Source organism: Lactobacillus helveticus (assembly GCF_046109915.1).
Classification (GTDB): domain Bacteria; phylum Bacillota; class Bacilli; order Lactobacillales; family Lactobacillaceae; genus Lactobacillus; species Lactobacillus helveticus.
The window spans coordinates 1135021-1154239 of record NZ_CP151471.1 but is presented as its reverse complement, the minus strand read 5'-3'; the positions used below and the strand labels follow the sequence as shown (position 1 = coordinate 1154239).

Here is a 19219-nt window from a genome sequence, read left to right as displayed (position 1 = left end):
AATTATGCATTATAGCAATGGTAATTATGAAGCATTTGTAAAGGCTGAAAAGCCAAAAGACGTTGATCAAAAATCTGCATATATTGTTGGATCAGGCTTAGCTGCTCTTGCCAGCGCTGTATTTTTGATCCGTGATGGTCAAATGAAGGGCAATAGAATTCATATCTTTGAAGAATTGTCACTCCCTGGCGGTTCAATGGATGGTATTTATAGCAAAGAAAAAGAAAGTTATATCATCCGTGGTGGTCGTGAAATGGAACCACACTTTGAATGTTTATGGGACTTGTTCAGATCAATTCCTTCAACTGAACATGAAGGCGAATCAATTTTGGATGAATTCTATCGTTTGAATAGAAAAGACCCAAGTTACGCTAAAACTCGTGTCATCATCAATCGCGGTGAGGCTCTTCCAACTGATGGTCAACTTTTGTTAACACCTAAGGCAGTAAAGGAAATCGTTGATCTTTGCTTAACCCCTGAAAAAGATTTGCAAAACAAGAAGATTAACGAAGTCTTTACCAAGGAATTCTTCCAATCCAACTTCTGGCTTTACTGGTCAACTATGTTTGCCTTTGAACCATGGGCAAGTGCAATGGAAATGCGTCGTTACTTAATGCGTTTCGTTCAACACGTTGCTACATTGAAGAACTTATCATCACTTCGCTTTACTAAGTATAACCAATATGAATCATTAATTCTGCCAATGGTTAAATATTTAAAGAGCCATGGCGTACAATTCCACTATGATACGGTGGTAGATAATATCTTTGTTAACCGTTCAAATGGTGAAAAGGTTGCTAAACAAATTATCTTAACTGAAAAAGGTGAGAGAAAGACAATCGATTTGACCGAAAATGACCTCGTCTTTGTTACTAACGGTTCTATCACTGAAAGCACCACTTATGGTGATAACTTCCACCCAGCTTCAGAAGAGCATGAATTAGGCGCTAGCTGGCAATTATGGAAGAACTTGGCAGCCCAAGATTCCGACTTTGGTCATCCAGATGTCTTCTGCAAAGATATTCCGAAGGCTAACTGGAGAATGTCAGCTACGATTACCTTTAAGAATGACGATATTGTGCCATTTATTGAAGCTGTTAATAAGAAGGATCCACACAGCGGCTCAATTGTTACTAGTGGTCCAACTACGATTAAAGATTCTAACTGGTTATTAGGTTACTCAATTAGTCGTCAACCACACTTTAAGGCACAAAAGCCTAATGAATTGATTGTTTGGCTTTATGGTTTGTTCTCAGATACTAAGGGTAATTATGTTGAAAAGACTATGCCTGACTGTAACGGTATCGAATTGTGTGAAGAATGGCTTTACCACATGGGCGTTCCTGAAGAAAGAATCCCTGAAATGGCTGCAGCTGCAACTACTATTCCAGCACACATGCCATATATCACTTCATACTTTATGCCAAGAGCATTAGGCGACAGACCAAAGGTAGTTCCAGATCATTCAAAGAACTTAGCCTTCATCGGTAACTTTGCGGAAACTCCAAGAGACACCGTCTTTACTACTGAATATTCAGTTAGAACTGCGATGGAGGCTGTCTACACATTGCTTGATATTGATCGTGGCGTACCAGAAGTATTTGCTTCTGCCTTTGATGTCAGAATGTTGATGAATGCACTGTACTACTTGAACGATCAAAAGAAGCTTGAGGACCTTGATTTGCCAATGGGTGAGAAGTTGGCAATTAAGGGGATGCTCAAGAAGGTTAAGGGCACTTATATTGAAGAATTGATGAAGGAGTATAAGTTGATTTAAGTAATGAGTTTGTTAATGGTATGTATCATGTTATAATAAATAGCGTAAGCAAGGTATATACATAACGTATTCACCGAACTAAATGAGCATATGAAAAAACGTCACCCAGACTGGAAATGGGTGACGTTTTTATTTTAAAGTTAAGTCCAAGGACTCAACAGGCTAATGGCGTCTGTGTTGCCGTTTAGATATAGCCGATTTTCGGTGACTGTGGGTACGACGTTTTAGCCAATTATCGTAAGCTTTGTTAAGCATATGAGATACAAAGCTAGCCAAAATCGAACTGGCAACTGTAAGCAAAATATTGTGAAAAACAGAGCAACTGTCGCGCCACGCGGCAGTTTTTCTGTTATTATTATGGTATTGAGTTTTAATAGTGATTTTAATTAGAAAAGAAGGATATTATTTTAGACTCGAAACCCGCCCGATGGGGCACAAAAGCATACCGTGACGCAAAAGATTTATACATGAAGGCCTTTCCTGCATGGGAAAGATTCTCAATGTTTTCTCTTTTAGCAATGTCACTACACCGTAATGTTAAGTTTCACGCAATTTACAATGAGGATCAGTTCTGTGGCATTACTTATTATGCCGAAAACGATAAAACGGTCTACTTGACCTACTTGGCAATCAATGAAGAATTGCGCGGTCAAGGCTATGGTTCTAAGATTTTGACCATGCTTGAAGATCGTTTCCTAGATAAGCAAATTGTGATTGATATTGAGCCAGTTACTTCGAAGGCTAAGAATTACAAGCAGCGAGTTAGCCGACTTAAGTTCTATAAGCGCAATGGCTTCCATAGAACGGATCAAAAATTGAAAGATCCTGATGGAGAATTTGAAGCGCTGACGACAGGGAAGAAGCTGGATAAGGAAAGCTTCATTGATACCTTGCGGCAGATGAGCTTTGGTTTTTATCAGGCAAAAGTTGAAAAATAGAATATGAAATAAGTGAAAAGAAGTTCCAAGTTCTGGAACTTCTTTTTTAGTTATTAGAGTAAAATTATCCGTAAATTTGTTTAATTTGCTTGAAGCCAGTGATGAAGCCATCTTCAAGTTCTTTGAGATTTAATGCCTTACATGCGTTGATTATCTCGTAAATTCTTCTATTATCTTTAGTTTTAATATATGTTATAAATGCACGATATAGTTGAGCGTGCATTTTTTCGCAAGCATATCCGTCTGAAACCTTCATTTGGTCAAATCTATCTAGTAGTTTTTCAGCTAATAGATAATTTCTTCTGACTAAAATTGAAATTGAGTTTAAAATGGCAGCTAAAACTTCATCATACCAGCGTTGATGATAAAGTTTTTCATTAATTGAATAGGTAATCAAAGAACTACATAGCCGATTAATATTTTCTGGATCTAATAATTCCAATGTATTACCAAAATAAAAAATATTTTTATAATTCCATTCTGAGATGTTAGTTAGAATATTGGTTAGTCTTATTTTGTCATATTTAGTAAATATATTGTCAGAACTCAAATCTTGATAAAACATACAGGTAAAACAGTATTCCAAAAATATATCATTATTTTGGGGATGTTTTTTTGATAATTCTCTTTTTTTGATTACATATCTATGTAGAGTAACAGTATCACTAGCTACGTATGCTAAGTGAATCTTCTCGGATAAAGATAATAAGTCTGAAGAAATGATATTTTCAATAAATTCAATGGGTTGAGTATGAATATGTTTGAGTAATTCGAGTACTTGGTTAAAAGAAAGATTATCCTTTCCATTTTCCCATAGAGATAGAGTCGATTTTGATGTAATACCTTTAGCTGCTTTTGTTAGTGTAATATTTTGTTGTTTTCTTAATTCTCGAAATTTTGCACCGTAGATATTTTTTATCATGACTATTGCACTTTCTAGTTATTCTAAATATCAAATCATAAAACTTTTTTGTTAAATATATTCTCTAAATTCCTATAAATAGTAATTTTGCAATTAAATAGATTACATTACTGTAAAATAATAAAAATATATATTTTTATAGAAAGTGAATAACCGTATGTTTAATAAATATATGCGAATCTTAATTAAATTTATTTGGAATGGAACTTTAATGACTGGTGGGACAAAAATATTGATTGCATTATTACAATCAATATCAAATATAAAATAAAATTCTATTATTAGGAATTTAAAGCAAAACGATTTTTAGAGCATGTATAATTTTAGATACTTTAAGAAAGTATCTTAGAGCATTAGAGCTTTCTTAATCGAGGAGGTATTTCTTATGTCAGATATTTATGATGCTTATGTTGATCCAAACTATTATACTTTAAATAGTCCTGATCATAATGTTTTACGTCGTGTAGTTGTCCAAAAGGGTAACGTTGCAAGTCGTTATATTTATGCTGAGTAATTATGGAATAGTCAACAAGATATTTATGTATTTCGTGCTAATAAGGAATCATATGTTCCTTTCAACAAGAATAACCCTATTTTGATCATGGATGGTCAAAATGGTGCAACTGCTGGTGGTCACACTCAAACTTGGGAATATGCTAATAGAACCAACGAATGGTTTGTAGGTACTAAACCAAAGAATAAGTGGACTACCCAAATTGCTAGAGTACATATTTCTTCTTCTACCAGTCGTTATACGAGTAATACTCAATTACCGCGTTTGTCATATTTAAATAGAGCTGGTTCTCAACAAGGCATCAATTATGCTGGTGCTGACTTGAAACGTGTTGAAGCTGCTGTTTCTCCAGACTATCAATACTTCATGATTGCAACTATTGATAGATACAATACTGGATACTTTTCAATTTATTATTTAGATGATATTAATACTGCACTTGATAATGCAGGAGTTAATGATGTAAATATCCAGACACTTACTAGTGTAAAAGCATTTATTATTCCAAGCTTTGTAGATAATATTGGTTCTATTCAGGGGTATGATATTGATAATGGAGCAAACTATATTTATGTATCCAGTCAACATAGTCCAGGTTATGAAGATATTTCAAGAAAAATTGTAAAAATTCCATGGGGAAGCCAAAATCCAAGTGAATGGGATTTTGTTCGGTTAGATTCCAATTCTACAATTAATAGTTTTAGTGGAAACTATCAAACTGAGTTTGAGAGTGTTCAAGTGATTGATAATAATAATGTTTGGTTAACTGTAGCTTATCATGATATGGATACTTCAACTAATTTGACAGTTATGAATAGAATTTATAAGATTAGTTGGTAATTTTTAATTACTACATCATAAGTTTCTAGTTAGCTAGAAACTGACTAGAAACTTTTTCTACCTTAAGTCAAGTAATATCAATAATTTAATAGATTATTTTATTAGAATTATTGGTACGAATGAAGCTAATTAAGTTAGAAAACTAAATTTATTAATAATTATATGTAACATAAATAAGCCTATGAGTACTTGTAGTTTTTTCATAGGTTGTTATACTGAAGTTGATCATTTGATTTCAACTAAAGTCTTTGGTTATGTGTGGCTACGTTGTAATCATATAATTGATCATGTTTGATAAGAGCAAACATTGTACGTATCAGTTTTCTTTATTAAAATATAGAAAGTGAGTAAATAAAATGACCAGGAAAATAAAAATGATTAGCTTAGCTGCAGCAGCCCTCCTTGCAGTGGCTCCAGTTGTAAGCCCAGCGGTAGTCCATGCAGCTGATACTACGTCAACTACTACAACTCTCAATAGTAATGCTGAGAATCCAGTAATTACTTATAACGGCAAAAAGTATGACAGTAATCAAGATATTACTGCGGCAATCGCAAACTCTTCATTTAGCCGAGTTCCTTTAAAGGGAAGTAGTACTTTTATTCAAGATGTTAAAAATGCATTTTCTGCTACCGAATCAAGTACAGATAATTCAAAAGTAAATATCGTAGTTTACACGGGTGATTTGTATACTAATATTGCTGGAAAATATCCTGTTAGAGTTTTAGCTACAAATAAAGCGGGAAAATCTACTGCTTTAACTTTTCAAGTTATCGTAGGTAATCAAGGTGCTAATGCAACTTATGCAGTAGCTAAACCACAAGTGAGAGGCAATGTAACCCTTTATACTATTCGTGATGGTAAGGTGATTCATAATTCTTATGGTTCATACGTTTTAGATGGTGGTACAACCGTTGCAACTTTTGGCACTGTAGAAATTAATGGTATTTCATATACTAGATTGAATGGCCCAGATTCAGATTTGTTTATTGAAACTAAGTCTGTTGATGGAACTTATCCAGAATCTGCAACAAATGAGGATGGTCAAGCCAAGACAGTGACCAAGACTTTAATGCATACAGCTATTGCATATAATTCAGATGGTCATTCGACAGGCAAGAAGTATTATGCATACCGTCAATTGACTTTGAGTGCTGTTAAGAAGAATATTAAGGGGTCAATGTACTACAACGTTCAAGGTACGGGCGATTACATTAAAGTCGGTAATATTGACGGCACTAAGAGAACTTTAACTCGTAACGCTTATATTTATGCAACCAGTAAACGTCGTGCAGATAGAACTTTGCTGAGAAAGGGCTATACCATTACCACATATGGTGGCTCTTACAAGTTCAAAAACGGCAAGCGCTACTACCGGATTGAAGGCGCAACGTCAACCAACAAACGCTACGTCAAAGTAGTGAACTTTAAATAGGCTCACGCAAAATTGAATAGAAAAGAAGACGATCGAAATGATCGTCTTTTTTTCTGATCTGTAAAGTACTATTTCATCAATGATATTAATTACCCATGTTAGAATGATTACAAAATAGTTTTTAACTAAAGGAATAACATTATGGAAAAATATGTAACTTTAAACAATGGCGTAAAAATGCCGCGGCTTGGCTTTGGCGTTTATTGATTAATTGCCGGAGAAAACACGGGATTTCAATCCCGTGATGAATCCGGCCTTTTTTAGTTTTTTTGCTTGTTCCCCCCCTTCTTTCTTAAACATATGTTTGATATAATCTTAAAAAGAAAGGAGGAAACAAATGTGCTAAAAGGGATCAAATTAAGACTCTATCCTAATAGAACACAACAAAACCAGCTTGAGCAGATGTTTGGCAATGATCGCTTTGTTTGGAATCAAATGCTGGCCATGATGAATGAGCGCTATCAGAATAATAAAGATTTGCCTTTTTTAGGCAAGTTCAAGCTGAATTATCTGCTTAAGCCGCTAAAAAAAGAATATCCTTTTTTGAAAAACAGCGATTCTTCAAGCTTGCAGGTAGTTAATGAATTCCTAACTCAGTCATGGAAGAACTTCTTTCAAGATAAAACTGGTCAAATTGGCAAGCCTCGTTTTCATTCACGCAAGTATCTGAAAAAGTCTTATACGGGCAAGTCAATCATAAAAACTGCAGGTAAAAGATACTTGAAGATTCCTAAATTAGGCTATATTAAAACAAGCAAAATTGGAGTTTTGCAAGACGTTAAGATTAAGCGTTATACGGTCGTACTTGAACCAACAGGAAAATATTATTTGTCTCTACAGGTAGAAATATCTGAACCAGAGAAGTACAGCTTAACTGGCAAACAGGTTGGAATTGATGTTGGCGTAGCTGATTTAGCAATTCTGTCTAATGGGCTAAAATATCCTAGTTTTGACAGTTCTTATTTTGAAAAGAAAGCCAAAGTCTGGCAAAGAAAATGTGCTCGTCGCAGACATTTAGCTAAATTACTAGTTTTACAAGACAGGAATAAAAAAGTTCTTTGTCCTAGAAGCTTAGAGAGTTTCACTAATTGGCAAAAAGCGCAAAAGTCAATTGCCAGATACCAAGCAAAAATAGCTAATCAGCGCAGAGATTATCTGCATAAACTAACTACGTATTTAGTTAAGCAATATGATGTAATTGCGATTGAAGATTTGAAAACCAAGAATCTTCAGAAAAATCATCACTTAGCTAAATCGATTGCAAATGCTTCATGGCGGATGTTTAGACAAATGCTAGAATACAAATGCGAATGGTATGGAAAAAAGCTAATTGCAGTTGATCCTAAGAATACTTCCAGAATTTGTTCAAAATGTGGCTATAATAGTGGCGCTAAGCCATTAGAAATTCGTGAATGGACTTGTTCTAAGTGTCAAACTAAGCATGATCGAGATATTAATGCGGCAGTTAATATCCTGCATAAAGCAACGCCAACTGGTCAGGGACTGGCCATGGTAACAAGCTGAGTTCTGTGAGTTAGGTATTTGACTAGTTCAATGTAAGATCCTAAACACTACTCAGTGTTCCCAGAAACCCGGCACTTCAGTGCCGGTGTAGTTCATCAAATTAATGACCTAGCTCAAACACAACAAGTCGTAGAAGATGGACTTGAAGTAGGCTATCGTCTAGTCGATACCGCGCAAGTGTACGGCAATGAACAAGCTGTGGGGGATGCAATTAGACACAGCAACATTCCTCGAGAGGATATTTTCGTCACTTCTAAAATCTGGGTCGATGATTACGGCTACGATGCAACGCTCAAGGCCTTTGACGAGACAATGAAAAAATTGCAGCTCGATTATCTTGATCTATATCTGATTCATAAGCCATATAACGATTATTATGGCACTTGGCGTGCAATGGAGCGTTTATACAAAGAAGGCCGCATCCGCGCAATCGGCGTCAGCAGCTTTTGGAACGAACGTCTAGCTGATTTAATCACCTTTAATGATGTGAAACCAGCGGTAAATCAAATTGAAACCAATGTCTGGAACCAAGAATGGAAATCACAGAAGTATATGGAAAAAGAAGGCGTGCAGCCTGAAGCGTGGGCACCATTTGCTGAGGGTGCCGATCATATTTTCACCAACCCTGTTTTGGAAGAAATTGCTGAAAAGCATCATAAGACTACGGCACAAGTGATGCTTAGATGGTTTTTACAAAGAAATTATGTGGTGATTCCTAAATCAGTGCATAAAGAGAGATTGGCACAAAACTTTGATATCTTTGACTTTGAATTGGATAAAACGGATATGGAGAAGATAAAGACGCTGGATCAAGGTCGCAGTATTCTAGAAGATGAGATGGATCCAGAAATTGCAGAAAGTTTTAGATAAAGAAAAAATAGGAGCTCCACTTGGAACTCCTATTTTGAATATGCTTAATTAATTCTATTGATAAATTTTGCCTTCTTGTTTTTCCTTGTTCTTTTCAGCCAAAGCTTTTTCACTAGCAGCTTGCTTAGGCAATACCCAGTTCAAAATCATACCAATGATAGTTGAAAGAGCAACTGAAGTTAATTGGAAGTTGCCGAGTTGGAGGTAAGCACCACCGATACCGATAACCAGGATGACTGAAGTAATCAACATGTTACGCTTTTCACCAAAGTCAACCTTGTCGTCTACCAAGATCTTCAAACCGTTAGAAGCAATTGTACCAAAGAGCAAGAACGAAATTCCCCCGATTACTGGCATTGGAATTGATTCAATCAAGGCAGCAAGCTTACCAACAAAACTGAAGATGATTGCACAAACTGCGGCACCAGCAAGGACCCAAACTGAGTGAACCTTAGTCATGGCTAACACACCGATATTTTCGCCGTAAGAAGTGGTAGGAGGACCACCGATGAAACCGGCAATAATTGTGGAAATACCGTCACCCATCATGGTTCTGTGCAAACCAGGATTCTTGAAGAAGTTACGCTTAGTCAATGAATTAAGCACCATAATGTGTCCCATGTGTTCCGTCATCGTAACGAAGGCAATTGGTGCCATGGCTAAAATTGCAGCTGGATACCATTTAAAGTGGTAGCTAATACCCATCACATCAAGTGAAGGAATAGAGAACCAAGCAGCTTTTTCAACTCCTGAAAAGTCGACAATGCCTAAGAAGCAGGCTAAAACATAACCACAGATGATACCGAGCATGATTGAAACTAAACTAGTGAAGCCTTTGAAGCACATTTGGAAGACCAAGGTCATCACCAATGTGAAAATGGCAACACCGAAGTAAGTTAAATCATACTTTTGGTTGTTCATCATCGCATCGTTTGCGGCAGTAGTTGCAAGTGACAAACCGATAACAATGATAATTGGACCAACGACAATTGGTGGCAAGACCTTGTTAACCCAGCCAGAACCAACTTTAGCAATGATCAAAGCAACGATTACATAAACTAAACCAGAAGCAATCGCACCTTGAGCAACGGCAGGATAACCGTCAGCCTTCATCAAGGCTTGCATAGTAGCAACGAAGGCAAAACTTGAACCTAAGTATGCTGGAATCTTGAAGTGAGTCAAGATCATGTGGACTAAAGTACCAATCCCTGAAGAAAGCAAGGCGATACTTGGATTGATCCCAATCAAAATTGGTACTAATACAGTTGAACCGAACATGGCAAACATGTGCTGCAGGGACAAGAGCACGCCCTGACCAAACTTCGGTTTTTCGTAGACGTCTAAAATCGCATCCGGATTTCTAAAATTCTCTTTTTTACTCATTCATTCAAACTCCTATTTGTTAATTAGCTCAATGCTGTCTTTGTCATCGACTTCAGTCATTGAGACCTTAACTTCTTCATTCATTGCAGTAGGAATATTTTTACCAATGAAATCAGGTCTGATCGGTAATTCACGGTGACCGCGATCTACCAAAACAGCTAGATTAATTTTGGCAGGACGACCTTGATCCATTAATGCATCAAGAGCTGCTCTAATGGTTCTGCCTGTGAAAAGGACATCATCGACTAAAACTACATTTTTATCGGTAATGTCAAAATCTAACTGTTGATCATGAATCATTTTTTCTTTTTTAGACTCAGGTAAATCGTCACGATATTGCGAAACATCAATTGCTCCTACAGTAATTTCAACGTCTTCGAGCTTCTTTAAATTTGCAGCTATTCTTTGTGCTAAATAAAGGCCACGCGTTTTAATTCCAACTAGAACTAAATTCTCTGTTCCTTTATTGCGTTCGACAATTTCGTAAGTCATACGCATCAATGCTCGCTTCATGCCGATCGCATCGATAATTTCTTTTGCCATATAAATCCTTTCTAGATGACCAAAGGAAAAAAGACCACCTGAACACGGAGTCAAAGATGGTCTTTCTGTTATTACTAGCACAAAAAATCCTAGTTAATGCAGATTTCCTTCTTAGCCTCACGGGACTAACTTTAAAGGTCATCACTATTTTTTCTTATATTAAACTAGCAAAGCCATTTTTTGTCAAGATCATTAAAGTAAAATGATGAAAATCATTTTTATTTTGACAATTACTATATAAGTTAATAGTATGTGATTACGTATATTAAGGGAAGAGACGAGGATAGTTGGATGAATAAAAAACAGCTTTTCATGGTGACGCTTGCACTGCTGCTCGCTAATATTATGTCCGGGCTTGATGCAACGATTATTAATACTACCATCCCAGCGATTGTATCTGATTTGCATGGTATTCAGTATATGGGCTGGATTGTGGCTTGCTTTTTATTGGGGATGTCAGTTTCAGTTCCTATTTGGGGTAAGCTAGGCGAGAGAATGGGTAATAAATTTGCCTTTGAGCTTTCATTGGCTTTGTTTATTTTGGGTTCCCTTCTTGAAGGAATTGCTCCAGATATCTATTTCTTTTTGATTGCTCGAATTTTAATGGGTGTCGGAGCCGGCGGTATGGGTTCACTGCCTTATGTTATCGTGGGCTATATTTATCCTAATATTAAAAGAAGAACTGTAATTTTGGGTTATATTCTTGCAAGTTTTAGTGCCGCTAGTATTGCAGGACCACTAGTTGGTGGTTGGATCGTTGATACCCTGTCTTGGCACTGGGTCTTTTATATCAATGTCCCATTAGGATTGATCGCAATTATCCTGAGTTTTGTTTATTATAAAGGTATTCGTAAGCCTAATAAAAATACGCAATTTGATAAGTTGGGTGCTTTCACTTTAATTGCAGGATTAACTTCATTCTTAATTGGTATACAACTACTAGGAATGGTTAGTCTGCCAGTGGTTTTAGGCTTTATTATTCTCGGTATTTTGCTATTAGTAGTCTTTATTCGTGCAGAACGAAAAGCTAAAAGTCCAGTAGTGCCACTAAGTGTATTTACCAATAAGGCTTTAGTAGGAGACTTCTTGATTTTTGCCTTAGCTTGGGGTTCATATATTGCAGTCAATACATATTTGCCTATGTGGGCACAGGCAATTTTAGGTGCATCGGCTTTGGTCGGTGGGATGACTTTAATTCCTAACTCGATTGTAGAGATTGTTGGTTCTCAGACTGCACCATATTTCTTAAGACATGTAAATAACTATCGCTTGCTGATTGCGAATCTGACTATTATGGCAATCACTGCAGTTGGTTTGATCCTTGCTCCAATTAGTACGCCATATCAGATTTTAGCCTTGATTGCTGCTTTTTCTGGTTTTAGCGTTGGTTCAATCTTCGTCATCTTGCAAATTAAAGTACAGGTTGATGCTAGTGAAAAAGATATGGCTCCAGCCACCTCACTGAGTTTCTTGATTAGAATTCTTGCGCAGACCATTATGGCTGCTATTTATGGGGTAATCATGAACTTAGCATTAGGGCGCGGAATTGCTGGTCATCCAGGCATTACGATGACGATGATGAACAAGCTGAGTGATGCCGAATCAGCTAAGAGCTTACCAGTTCAACTATTGCCTACAATGAGAAAGATTTTCTATGGCGGAATTAGAGAAATTATGATTGTTTCGTTAGTTTTATTGGTAGCCGCATATGTAGTCAATTATCTTTATAACCGTCATGAAGCAAAAATAATGGCAGAATAAAAAGCTTGAGGAAACTCAAGCTTTTATTTTTGTCTTAAATTGTTGATCACGTTGAATTTAAATAGAATCAGGTTGAAGACCACGATGATGGCGGTGACAATGAAAACCATGCTATAGCTAGTTAAACCTGAAATAGTTGAACCTAATAGTGGTCCAAAAATGTTGCCGACATACATCGCGGACTGGTTCCAAGAAAAGATCCGGCCAGTAATTTTAGCTGGGGTATTTTTGGTAAGAAGAGTCTGAACTTGTGGGAACAGGCAGGCATCAGTGAAACCGACTAAGAAGCGTAAGATTCCAAGCTCCACAGTATTTTGAACAAACGCTGTTAAGAAGAATAGAATCGTAGCTCCGATAAAACCACCCACAATAATTTTGTGAGTTCCAATTCTGTCACCAAGTGCACCAAACCTGGAGGCAGCAAGGAACGTTGCAATACCAGGGAGTGCTGCTATAACCCCTGAGATAAAGACAACGTTGCCGTGATTAGCCATTAATTGCTTAACGTACAAAGATACAATTGGGTTAATCGAATTATTTGCAGCTTGAATGATTAAGGTAGTAAGCAATAGTCCAAAAATCAGTTGCGGACTGCGTAATTCTTTGATAATACCACTGGCTTTGTCGAGCTTCTTTTCTGTCACTGGTTTGAAGTCCGTTTCGTGAACAAAGAAGAGTGATAAAAAGAATGAAATAAGTAATAATCCACCAGTGATAAAGAAAGTTACCCGATAGGAAAAAATTGATGCTAAAGCACCACCAATAAATGGTCCAAGCAAGTTACCAGCAGTAAAGCTTGATGCCATTGTTCCAAGAGTTTGACCAGATTTTTCTTTGGGAGTTTCTGTTGCAATCAATGCGTTAGAATTAGACACAAATCCTGCAAATACCCCTTGCAGCATTCTTAAAATGAATAATTGGTAAACGTTAGTAACTAATCCCATGCAGCCAATAACGATTGCCATTCCTAAGGATGCTCGCAAGGTCATTGGTTTACGTCCTTTTTTATCGGCAAGCTTGCCCCACCATGGTGAAATAAGTGCTGAAACTAGATAGGTTCCAGAATAGATAAAGCCAGACCAAAAGTTTAATTGTTGATGGCTAAATTTGCCTAGTGTGTCAATATATAGCGGCAAAAATGGCATGACTTCTGAAAAGGCAATACCTGCAATAAAGACCGCGATTGATAAAACAAATAAGTTCTTTTTCCAAATTGGTTTTTCTTTCATGCTATCATTCCTTACTAAACATATTAATTTTAGCAAAGATTTTTTAATATTTTTGAAAATAGACAAGATTAGCGTGGAACATTATGATTAAAGTTAATGTTATTCCTAATTGTTAAGGAGAAAATTATGCAAAAAGAACAAGAAATTCAAATGTTAAAGGAATTCTCTGATGTCAACAGTACCTCTGGCTTTGAGGAAGAATTCGTTAAGCTTTTTACTAATTATGCAGAAAAGACCGCTAATATTGAGGTCGATGGGATGCTCAATGTTTATGCGTCTAAAAAAGAAAACAAGGGTGATCGTCCAGTCATTCAGCTTGATGCTCACTCTGATGCGGTAGGCTTTATCACTCAAGCCGTTCGTCCAAATGGATTAATCAAATTTGTTCCACTTGGCGGTTGGGTTAAATATAATATTCCCGCTTTAAAGGTTAAAGTTAGAAACCGTGATGGCGAATATATTCCTGGTGTAGTTGCAACTAAGCCGCCTCACTTCATGACGGCTGCAGAACGCAGCAATGTACCAGATGTTGTAGATATGTCAATCGATGTTGGTTCTTCAAGCAGAGAAGAAACTATTAAAGACTACAAGATCGATACGGGATGTCCAATTTTTGTCGATGTAAAATGCGAATACCATGAAAAATCAGGCCTTTTCTTTGGTAAAGACTTTGACGACCGCTTTGGTGCTGGTGCCATGATTGATGTGCTTGATAATTTGAAAGGCGAAGAGACCAATTTTGATGTGGTTGCGGCACTTTCCAGTCAAGAAGAAGTTGGACTTCGTGGTGCTTACGTAACGGCTAGAAAAGTTAAGCCTGATCTTTGCTTAGTACTTGAAAGCTGTCCAGCTGATGATACCTTTACTCCAGATTGGCTGTCACAAACTGGTTTAAAGCGTGGTCCAATGCTTCGTGATATGGATACTACTTTTTTACCAAATCCTAAGTTTCAACAATATGCTTGTGATTTAGCTGATAAAAACAATATTCCATATACTCGTTCAGTTAGAACTGGTGGCGGTCAAGATGGTGCTGCAATCTACTATGAAAATGGTGCTCCAACAATTGTTATTGGTATTCCAGTTCGTTATGAACATTCGCCATATTGTTTCAGTAGCTATAAAGATTTCAAAGCATCAGTCGATTTAGCTACTGCAATTATTCGTGATATTACCCAGGAAAAATTAGATAGCTTTAAAAAGTTTTAATTAAAAGTTAAAAAGCAGATTCTTACTTCATTTGGATCTGCTTTTTTTGATATACTGATACATAATTTTGATTTTTTAAATTAATAATAGTGAGGTATAACGATTGATTACAGTATCCGACTTAAGTCTTAAATTTGGCGGCCGTACGCTTTATGAAGATGTTAACTTAAAATTTACCCCAGGTAATTGTTACGGCGTTATTGGTGCAAACGGTGCCGGTAAATCTACTTTTCTTAAATTGCTTGAAGGCAAGCTTGAACCAACCACTGGCTCAATTAGCATTGATCCGAATGAAAGAATGTCTAGTCTTAACCAGGATCACTTTGCTTTTGAGGATTTCACCGTTATGGATACGGTTATTCAAGGACATAAAGAACTTTACCAAGTAATGAAGGAAAAAGATGCGCTCTATGCCAAGCCAGATTTTGGTGATGAGGATGGTGTTAAGGCAGCAGAACTTGAAAGCAAGTTTGCGGAACTGGATGGTTGGAATGCTGAAGCCGATGCTTCTAAGTTATTGCAATCGCTAGATATTCCTGAAAGTGAACACCAAATGCTGATGAAGGAATTGCCTGAATCAGAGAAGGTTAAGGCCCTTTTAGCTCAAGCTTTATTTGGCAATCCAGATATTCTTTTACTTGACGAACCGACTAACGGTCTTGATGTTCACACCGTTGAATGGTTAGAAAACTTTTTAGCTGATTATCCAAATATTGTGATCGTGGTTTCTCACGACCGTCACTTCTTAAATCAGGTATGTACCGAAATGTGTGACGTGGATCGTGGTAAGATTCAACTTTATGTTGGTAACTATGACTTCTGGTATGAATCAAGCAAGTTGGCTAATGAACTCGCTGCCAACCAAAATGCTAAGAAGGAAGAAAAGATTAAGCAGTTGCAAGAATTTATTGCACGCTTCTCAGCTAATGCATCTAAGTCTCGTCAGGCAACGTCTCGTAAGAAACAACTTGATAAAATTACTTTAGATGATATTAAGCCATCATCAAGAAAGTACCCATTTGTTAAGTTTGAAACGCATCGTGATCTTGGTAATGACTTAGTTAAGGTAGAGAATGTTTCATATTCAGTTGATGGTGAAAAGATTTTAGATAATGTTTCATTTATTGTTCGTCCAGGAGACAAGGTAGCCTTTTTATCCCGCAATGCTTTAGCAGCCACTGCCTTGCTTGATATTATTGCTGGTAAGATTAAGCCAAACACTGGTACCGTTACCTGGGGACAAACCACAGCATTTAACTACATGTCTCGTGACTTAAATGCAAACTTTAATAATGATGATCTAACCATTTTAGATTGGTTAAGACAATACGCTACTAAGGAACAAGATGATAATACCTTCTTGCGTGGTTTTCTAGGTAGAATGCTTTTCAGTGGTGAAGAAATTGAAAAGAAGATTAAAGTCTTATCTGGTGGGGAAAAGGTGCGCTGTCAATTATCTCGCATGATGCTTGAACCAGCTAACGTATTAATCATGGATGATCCAACTAACCACTTGGATTTGGAATCAATTACCGCTTTAAATGATGCTTTGGTAGCATATCCTGGTTCAATCTTGTTTACTTCTCATGACCATGAATTTATTCAAACAATTGCCAACCATATTATCGAAGTTGGACCAAAGGGCATTGTCAGCAGACAAGATACTACTTATGATGAATTCTTGGATAAAGAGAGCATTCAAGATCAAGTTGAAAAAATATATTAAAATTAAGAGGATTCATATGAAATGAATCCTTTTTTTGTGTTAAAAATACAAGTGAAAAGTAAAATAAAATTAAAAAAGTTGTCTTTATAAGAATGGTTCTTTGTTTATAATATTAATATAATAATTATATTATATTGGGAATAGGGAAAGTTGTTAATGAAAGAGCAGATTATTTTTGAAGATTTTATTCAAGATCGTGAAGTAAGAATGTACGATAAGCATTTTTCTGATACAGATAATAAAGTAGAATATGATGTTTACGTTCAGGTCTTTACGATGGATAACTTGCCATTTTCTTCTGTGACAGGTAAGTTGGACAATATACCTTTTAATTATGATCATGCAGGTACAAAGAAGTTGTAGTAAAATAATGTCATAGGAGATTATTTTAATCCTGTCACTAAAAAATACGAAGTATCCGATCATACTTTTGTTGTGGGGCACATTAAGGATAGTAATCTTGATCAAGATATCGCGATTGAGCAAATGCAACAAGCAGCTATGAACATAATTAATGAGTTGAATAAACGACAGATGCCTCCTCATATAGTTATGCCACATCTTTTAACAGATGTAGAAAAAGCTAAGCAAGTTGTAATTGATGATGATGTAAAAATTTCACAGTTGAGCAAAGAAACAGGAATTTCTGAAGAGATCTTATCTGATTACCGTGAAAATCCTGCCACTTTGAAGAAAGCCTCAAATTCTACGATTGAGCGGTTAATTACTAAATATTATGAAAAATATTTTAATCGGAATGAAATAGAAAAATTCAGATTCATGCTAATCAAGACTGTGATGGCTTATTTGAAAGAAAATAAGAAAGATGAAATTGATTATGATCCTGTTTATGAACTATATAAGTTGTGTCAACAAGCTGATTGGCATCGCTTAGCTCGAATGGAAGAAATTTGGCGAGCTTTTTATACTGTGGATAATCAACATTAAAGGAAGTAAAAAATGCGTGTTAATGTATTGCAGCATGCACCAAATGAGGGACCAGGTTCGATTCAAGATTGGTGTCATGAGCATAATCATGAAATGTTTGTTTATCATCCAACAGATTTTGGTATTTTACCAACTATAGATGAAACTGACTTATTAGTGATTTTAGGAAGTCCTAATAGTCCAAATGATAAATTAGACTGGATAAAGAACGAACGAGTATTAATTAAGCAAATGCTGAAAGCTAACAAACCGATTTTAGGTATTTGTTTTGGCAGTCAGCAAATTGCTAAGACATTAGGTTATGAAGTATTAGATGCACCAGCTAAAGAAGTAGGTTGGGCGCCAGTATATTTACAGGATCATACGATTGAAAATATTCCTGAAAAATTAACTGCACTTCATTGGCATCAACAAATGAGTGAAATCCCAGAAGATGCTAAATTATTGTTTTCAAGTGATTTAGTAAAGAATCAAGGATATTTACTGGGAAATAATGTAATTGGTCTGCAATTTCATTTTGAACCTAAAGAAGACAATGTGCGCGAGATTGCCATCAACGATGGCGCATATGCTTTAGAAAATAATGATTTGCATCAAACTCCGCAAGAAATTATTGCTCACGGCGTGCCCAAAGAGAATAAAGATGTGATGTTTGTCTTGTTAGATTACATTACCAAATAAAAAGAGATTAGCTATGTTTATGTAGCTAATCTCTTTTTTGATTTAATATTTCTCAGCTGTTTTAACGTTGAAACCTGGAATATTACCGAACCATTTCTTAAGCAACCGATTGTAAGTACCATCTTTTTCTAGTTTAGTTAATGCTAAATTGATCTGCTTGTCCATTTCGGTTTGGCCCTTATTGACTGCAATCCCGTATGGTTGATTGGTAAAGTTGCCACCGACTAATTTGTAACCAGAACTATCACGTAAAATACCAACTAAAATACCGTTATCAGTTACAAAAGCATCACCTTGACCAGCTTTTAAAGCGGCAAAAGCTTGACCGTAATCATCGAATTGTAGAATTTCTGCTTTTGGAGCGAACTTTTTAACTGCATCAGCGGCAGTCGTTCCTTTTACAACCAAAACCTTTTTATTGTTTAAGTCCTTAACATTCTTAATTTTGCTATTTTTAGCAACCATGATTGATTGCCCAGCAGGGAAGTAAGGCTTACTGAAGTCAACTTGTTTTTCACGTTCAGGTGTAATAGTCATTGCGGCAATTACTGCATCTACGTTTCTATTTTTTAATAATTGAATTTTGGTGTTTGCCGTTGTAGTAACAAAATTAGCCTTGGCATTTTTACCTAGCATTTCCTTGGTTAGTGCTTTAGCAAGATCGATTTCAAAACCGTTGATTTTTCCAGTTTTAATGTTCATTGAGCCAAACAGTGGGGTATCAGCCTTAACACCCCAATTAATAGTTTTGGTAGATTTTACTGTTTGATAAACATTTTGCCTTTTATTCTGTGAGCAAGCTGATAGTGTAAAAAGCGCTATTCCAATTAGTAAAGTTGAAAGAAAAAATCTCTTTTTCATGGTGTCACTCCCTAACCTTCTATACTAATTCTTCATTATACCAATTTCTTCTAAAAAAAT

General features: G+C 36.2%; 15 protein-coding genes and 2 pseudogenes. 12 read left to right on the top strand and 5 right to left on the bottom strand.

Features of this window, described 5'->3' with window-relative positions; all coding sequences use genetic code 11:
• Nucleotides 1-4: 4 nt before the first annotated feature.
• Together AADV52_RS05855 and AADV52_RS05850 are read left to right on the top strand one after the other, a co-directional pair.
• On the top strand, nt 5-1777 hold the full coding sequence (locus tag AADV52_RS05855; protein WP_014919240.1) for an oleate hydratase: 1773 nt from the start codon (nt 5-7) through the stop codon (nt 1775-1777).
• Between the two features lie 404 nt (nt 1778-2181).
• Nucleotides 2182-2715, top strand: coding sequence for a GNAT family N-acetyltransferase (locus AADV52_RS05850; RefSeq protein WP_227028486.1), 534 nt, complete (start codon nt 2182-2184; stop codon nt 2713-2715).
• Nucleotides 2716-2779: 64 nt separating this feature from the next.
• Here AADV52_RS05850 and AADV52_RS05845 read toward each other — a convergent pair whose 3' ends face one another.
• A complete protein-coding gene (locus AADV52_RS05845) occupies nt 2780-3637 on the bottom strand; it encodes a helix-turn-helix domain-containing protein (RefSeq protein WP_202452176.1) in 858 nt (285 codons plus the stop codon).
• Between the two features lie 385 nt (nt 3638-4022).
• Here AADV52_RS05845 and AADV52_RS05840 point away from each other — a divergent pair, with 385 nt between their 5' ends.
• The 5 genes and pseudogenes from AADV52_RS05840 to AADV52_RS05820 all read left to right on the top strand — a co-directional run bounded on the left by AADV52_RS05840 (nt 4023) and on the right by AADV52_RS05820 (nt 8818).
• Complete coding sequence (locus AADV52_RS05840) at nt 4023-4151, top strand: hypothetical protein (RefSeq protein WP_023061789.1); 129 nt, start codon at nt 4023-4025, stop codon at nt 4149-4151.
• A gap of 18 nt (nt 4152-4169) precedes the next feature.
• Nucleotides 4170-4991 (top strand): annotated as a pseudogene (locus tag AADV52_RS05835) (helveticin J family class III bacteriocin); the annotation flags it as partial.
• Nucleotides 4992-5365: 374 nt separating this feature from the next.
• Nucleotides 5366-6424, top strand: a complete 1059-nt coding sequence (locus tag AADV52_RS05830; protein ID WP_014919237.1) for an SLAP domain-containing protein — start codon at nt 5366-5368, stop codon at nt 6422-6424.
• A gap of 300 nt (nt 6425-6724) precedes the next feature.
• Nucleotides 6725-7948, top strand: coding sequence for an RNA-guided endonuclease TnpB family protein (locus tag AADV52_RS05825; RefSeq protein WP_174225715.1), 1224 nt, complete (start codon nt 6725-6727; stop codon nt 7946-7948).
• A gap of 54 nt (nt 7949-8002) precedes the next feature.
• Nucleotides 8003-8818 (top strand): aldo/keto reductase, encoded by an 816-nt coding sequence (locus tag AADV52_RS05820; RefSeq protein ID WP_014919234.1) that lies wholly within the window; start codon nt 8003-8005, stop codon nt 8816-8818.
• Between the two features lie 54 nt (nt 8819-8872).
• On the opposite strand, the gene AADV52_RS05815 is transcribed toward AADV52_RS05820, so the two are convergent.
• Together AADV52_RS05815 and pyrR are read right to left on the bottom strand one after the other, a co-directional pair.
• Nucleotides 8873-10201 (bottom strand): solute carrier family 23 protein, encoded by a 1329-nt coding sequence (locus AADV52_RS05815; RefSeq protein WP_014919233.1) that lies wholly within the window; start codon nt 10199-10201, stop codon nt 8873-8875.
• Nucleotides 10202-10213: 12 nt separating this feature from the next.
• A complete protein-coding gene (pyrR, locus tag AADV52_RS05810; protein WP_014919232.1) occupies nt 10214-10744 on the bottom strand; it encodes a bifunctional pyr operon transcriptional regulator/uracil phosphoribosyltransferase PyrR in 531 nt (176 codons plus the stop codon).
• Between the two features lie 291 nt (nt 10745-11035).
• On the opposite strand from pyrR, the gene AADV52_RS05805 reads away from it, so the two are divergent.
• The gene (locus tag AADV52_RS05805; protein ID WP_014919231.1) at nt 11036-12505 is read left to right on the top strand and encodes an MFS transporter; all 1470 of its coding nucleotides are present in this window, start codon (nt 11036-11038) and stop codon (nt 12503-12505) included.
• A gap of 23 nt (nt 12506-12528) precedes the next feature.
• Here the strand turns inward: AADV52_RS05805 and AADV52_RS05800 are convergent, their stop codons facing one another.
• Nucleotides 12529-13734: a multidrug efflux MFS transporter gene (locus tag AADV52_RS05800; protein ID WP_014919230.1), complete on the bottom strand. Its 1206-nt coding sequence runs from the start codon at nt 13732-13734 to the stop codon at nt 12529-12531.
• A gap of 126 nt (nt 13735-13860) precedes the next feature.
• On the opposite strand from AADV52_RS05800, the gene AADV52_RS05795 reads away from it, so the two are divergent.
• The 4 genes and pseudogenes from AADV52_RS05795 (at nt 13861) to AADV52_RS05780 (ending at nt 18298) form a co-directional block, all read left to right on the top strand.
• On the top strand, nt 13861-14943 hold the full coding sequence (locus AADV52_RS05795; RefSeq protein ID WP_014919229.1) for a M42 family metallopeptidase: 1083 nt from the start codon (nt 13861-13863) through the stop codon (nt 14941-14943).
• Nucleotides 14944-15046: 103 nt separating this feature from the next.
• Nucleotides 15047-16669, top strand: a complete 1623-nt coding sequence (locus AADV52_RS05790) for an ABC-F family ATP-binding cassette domain-containing protein (protein WP_014919228.1) — start codon at nt 15047-15049, stop codon at nt 16667-16669.
• A gap of 156 nt (nt 16670-16825) precedes the next feature.
• Nucleotides 16826-17617, top strand: a pseudogene (locus tag AADV52_RS05785) (XRE family transcriptional regulator).
• Nucleotides 17618-17629: 12 nt separating this feature from the next.
• Entirely contained in the window at nt 17630-18298 is a 669-nt protein-coding gene (locus AADV52_RS05780) for a type 1 glutamine amidotransferase (protein ID WP_014919227.1), read from the top strand.
• A gap of 42 nt (nt 18299-18340) precedes the next feature.
• Here AADV52_RS05780 and AADV52_RS05775 read toward each other — a convergent pair whose 3' ends face one another.
• Nucleotides 18341-19159, bottom strand: coding sequence for a transporter substrate-binding domain-containing protein (locus tag AADV52_RS05775; protein WP_014919226.1), 819 nt, complete (start codon nt 19157-19159; stop codon nt 18341-18343).
• Nucleotides 19160-19219: the final 60 nt, after the last annotated feature.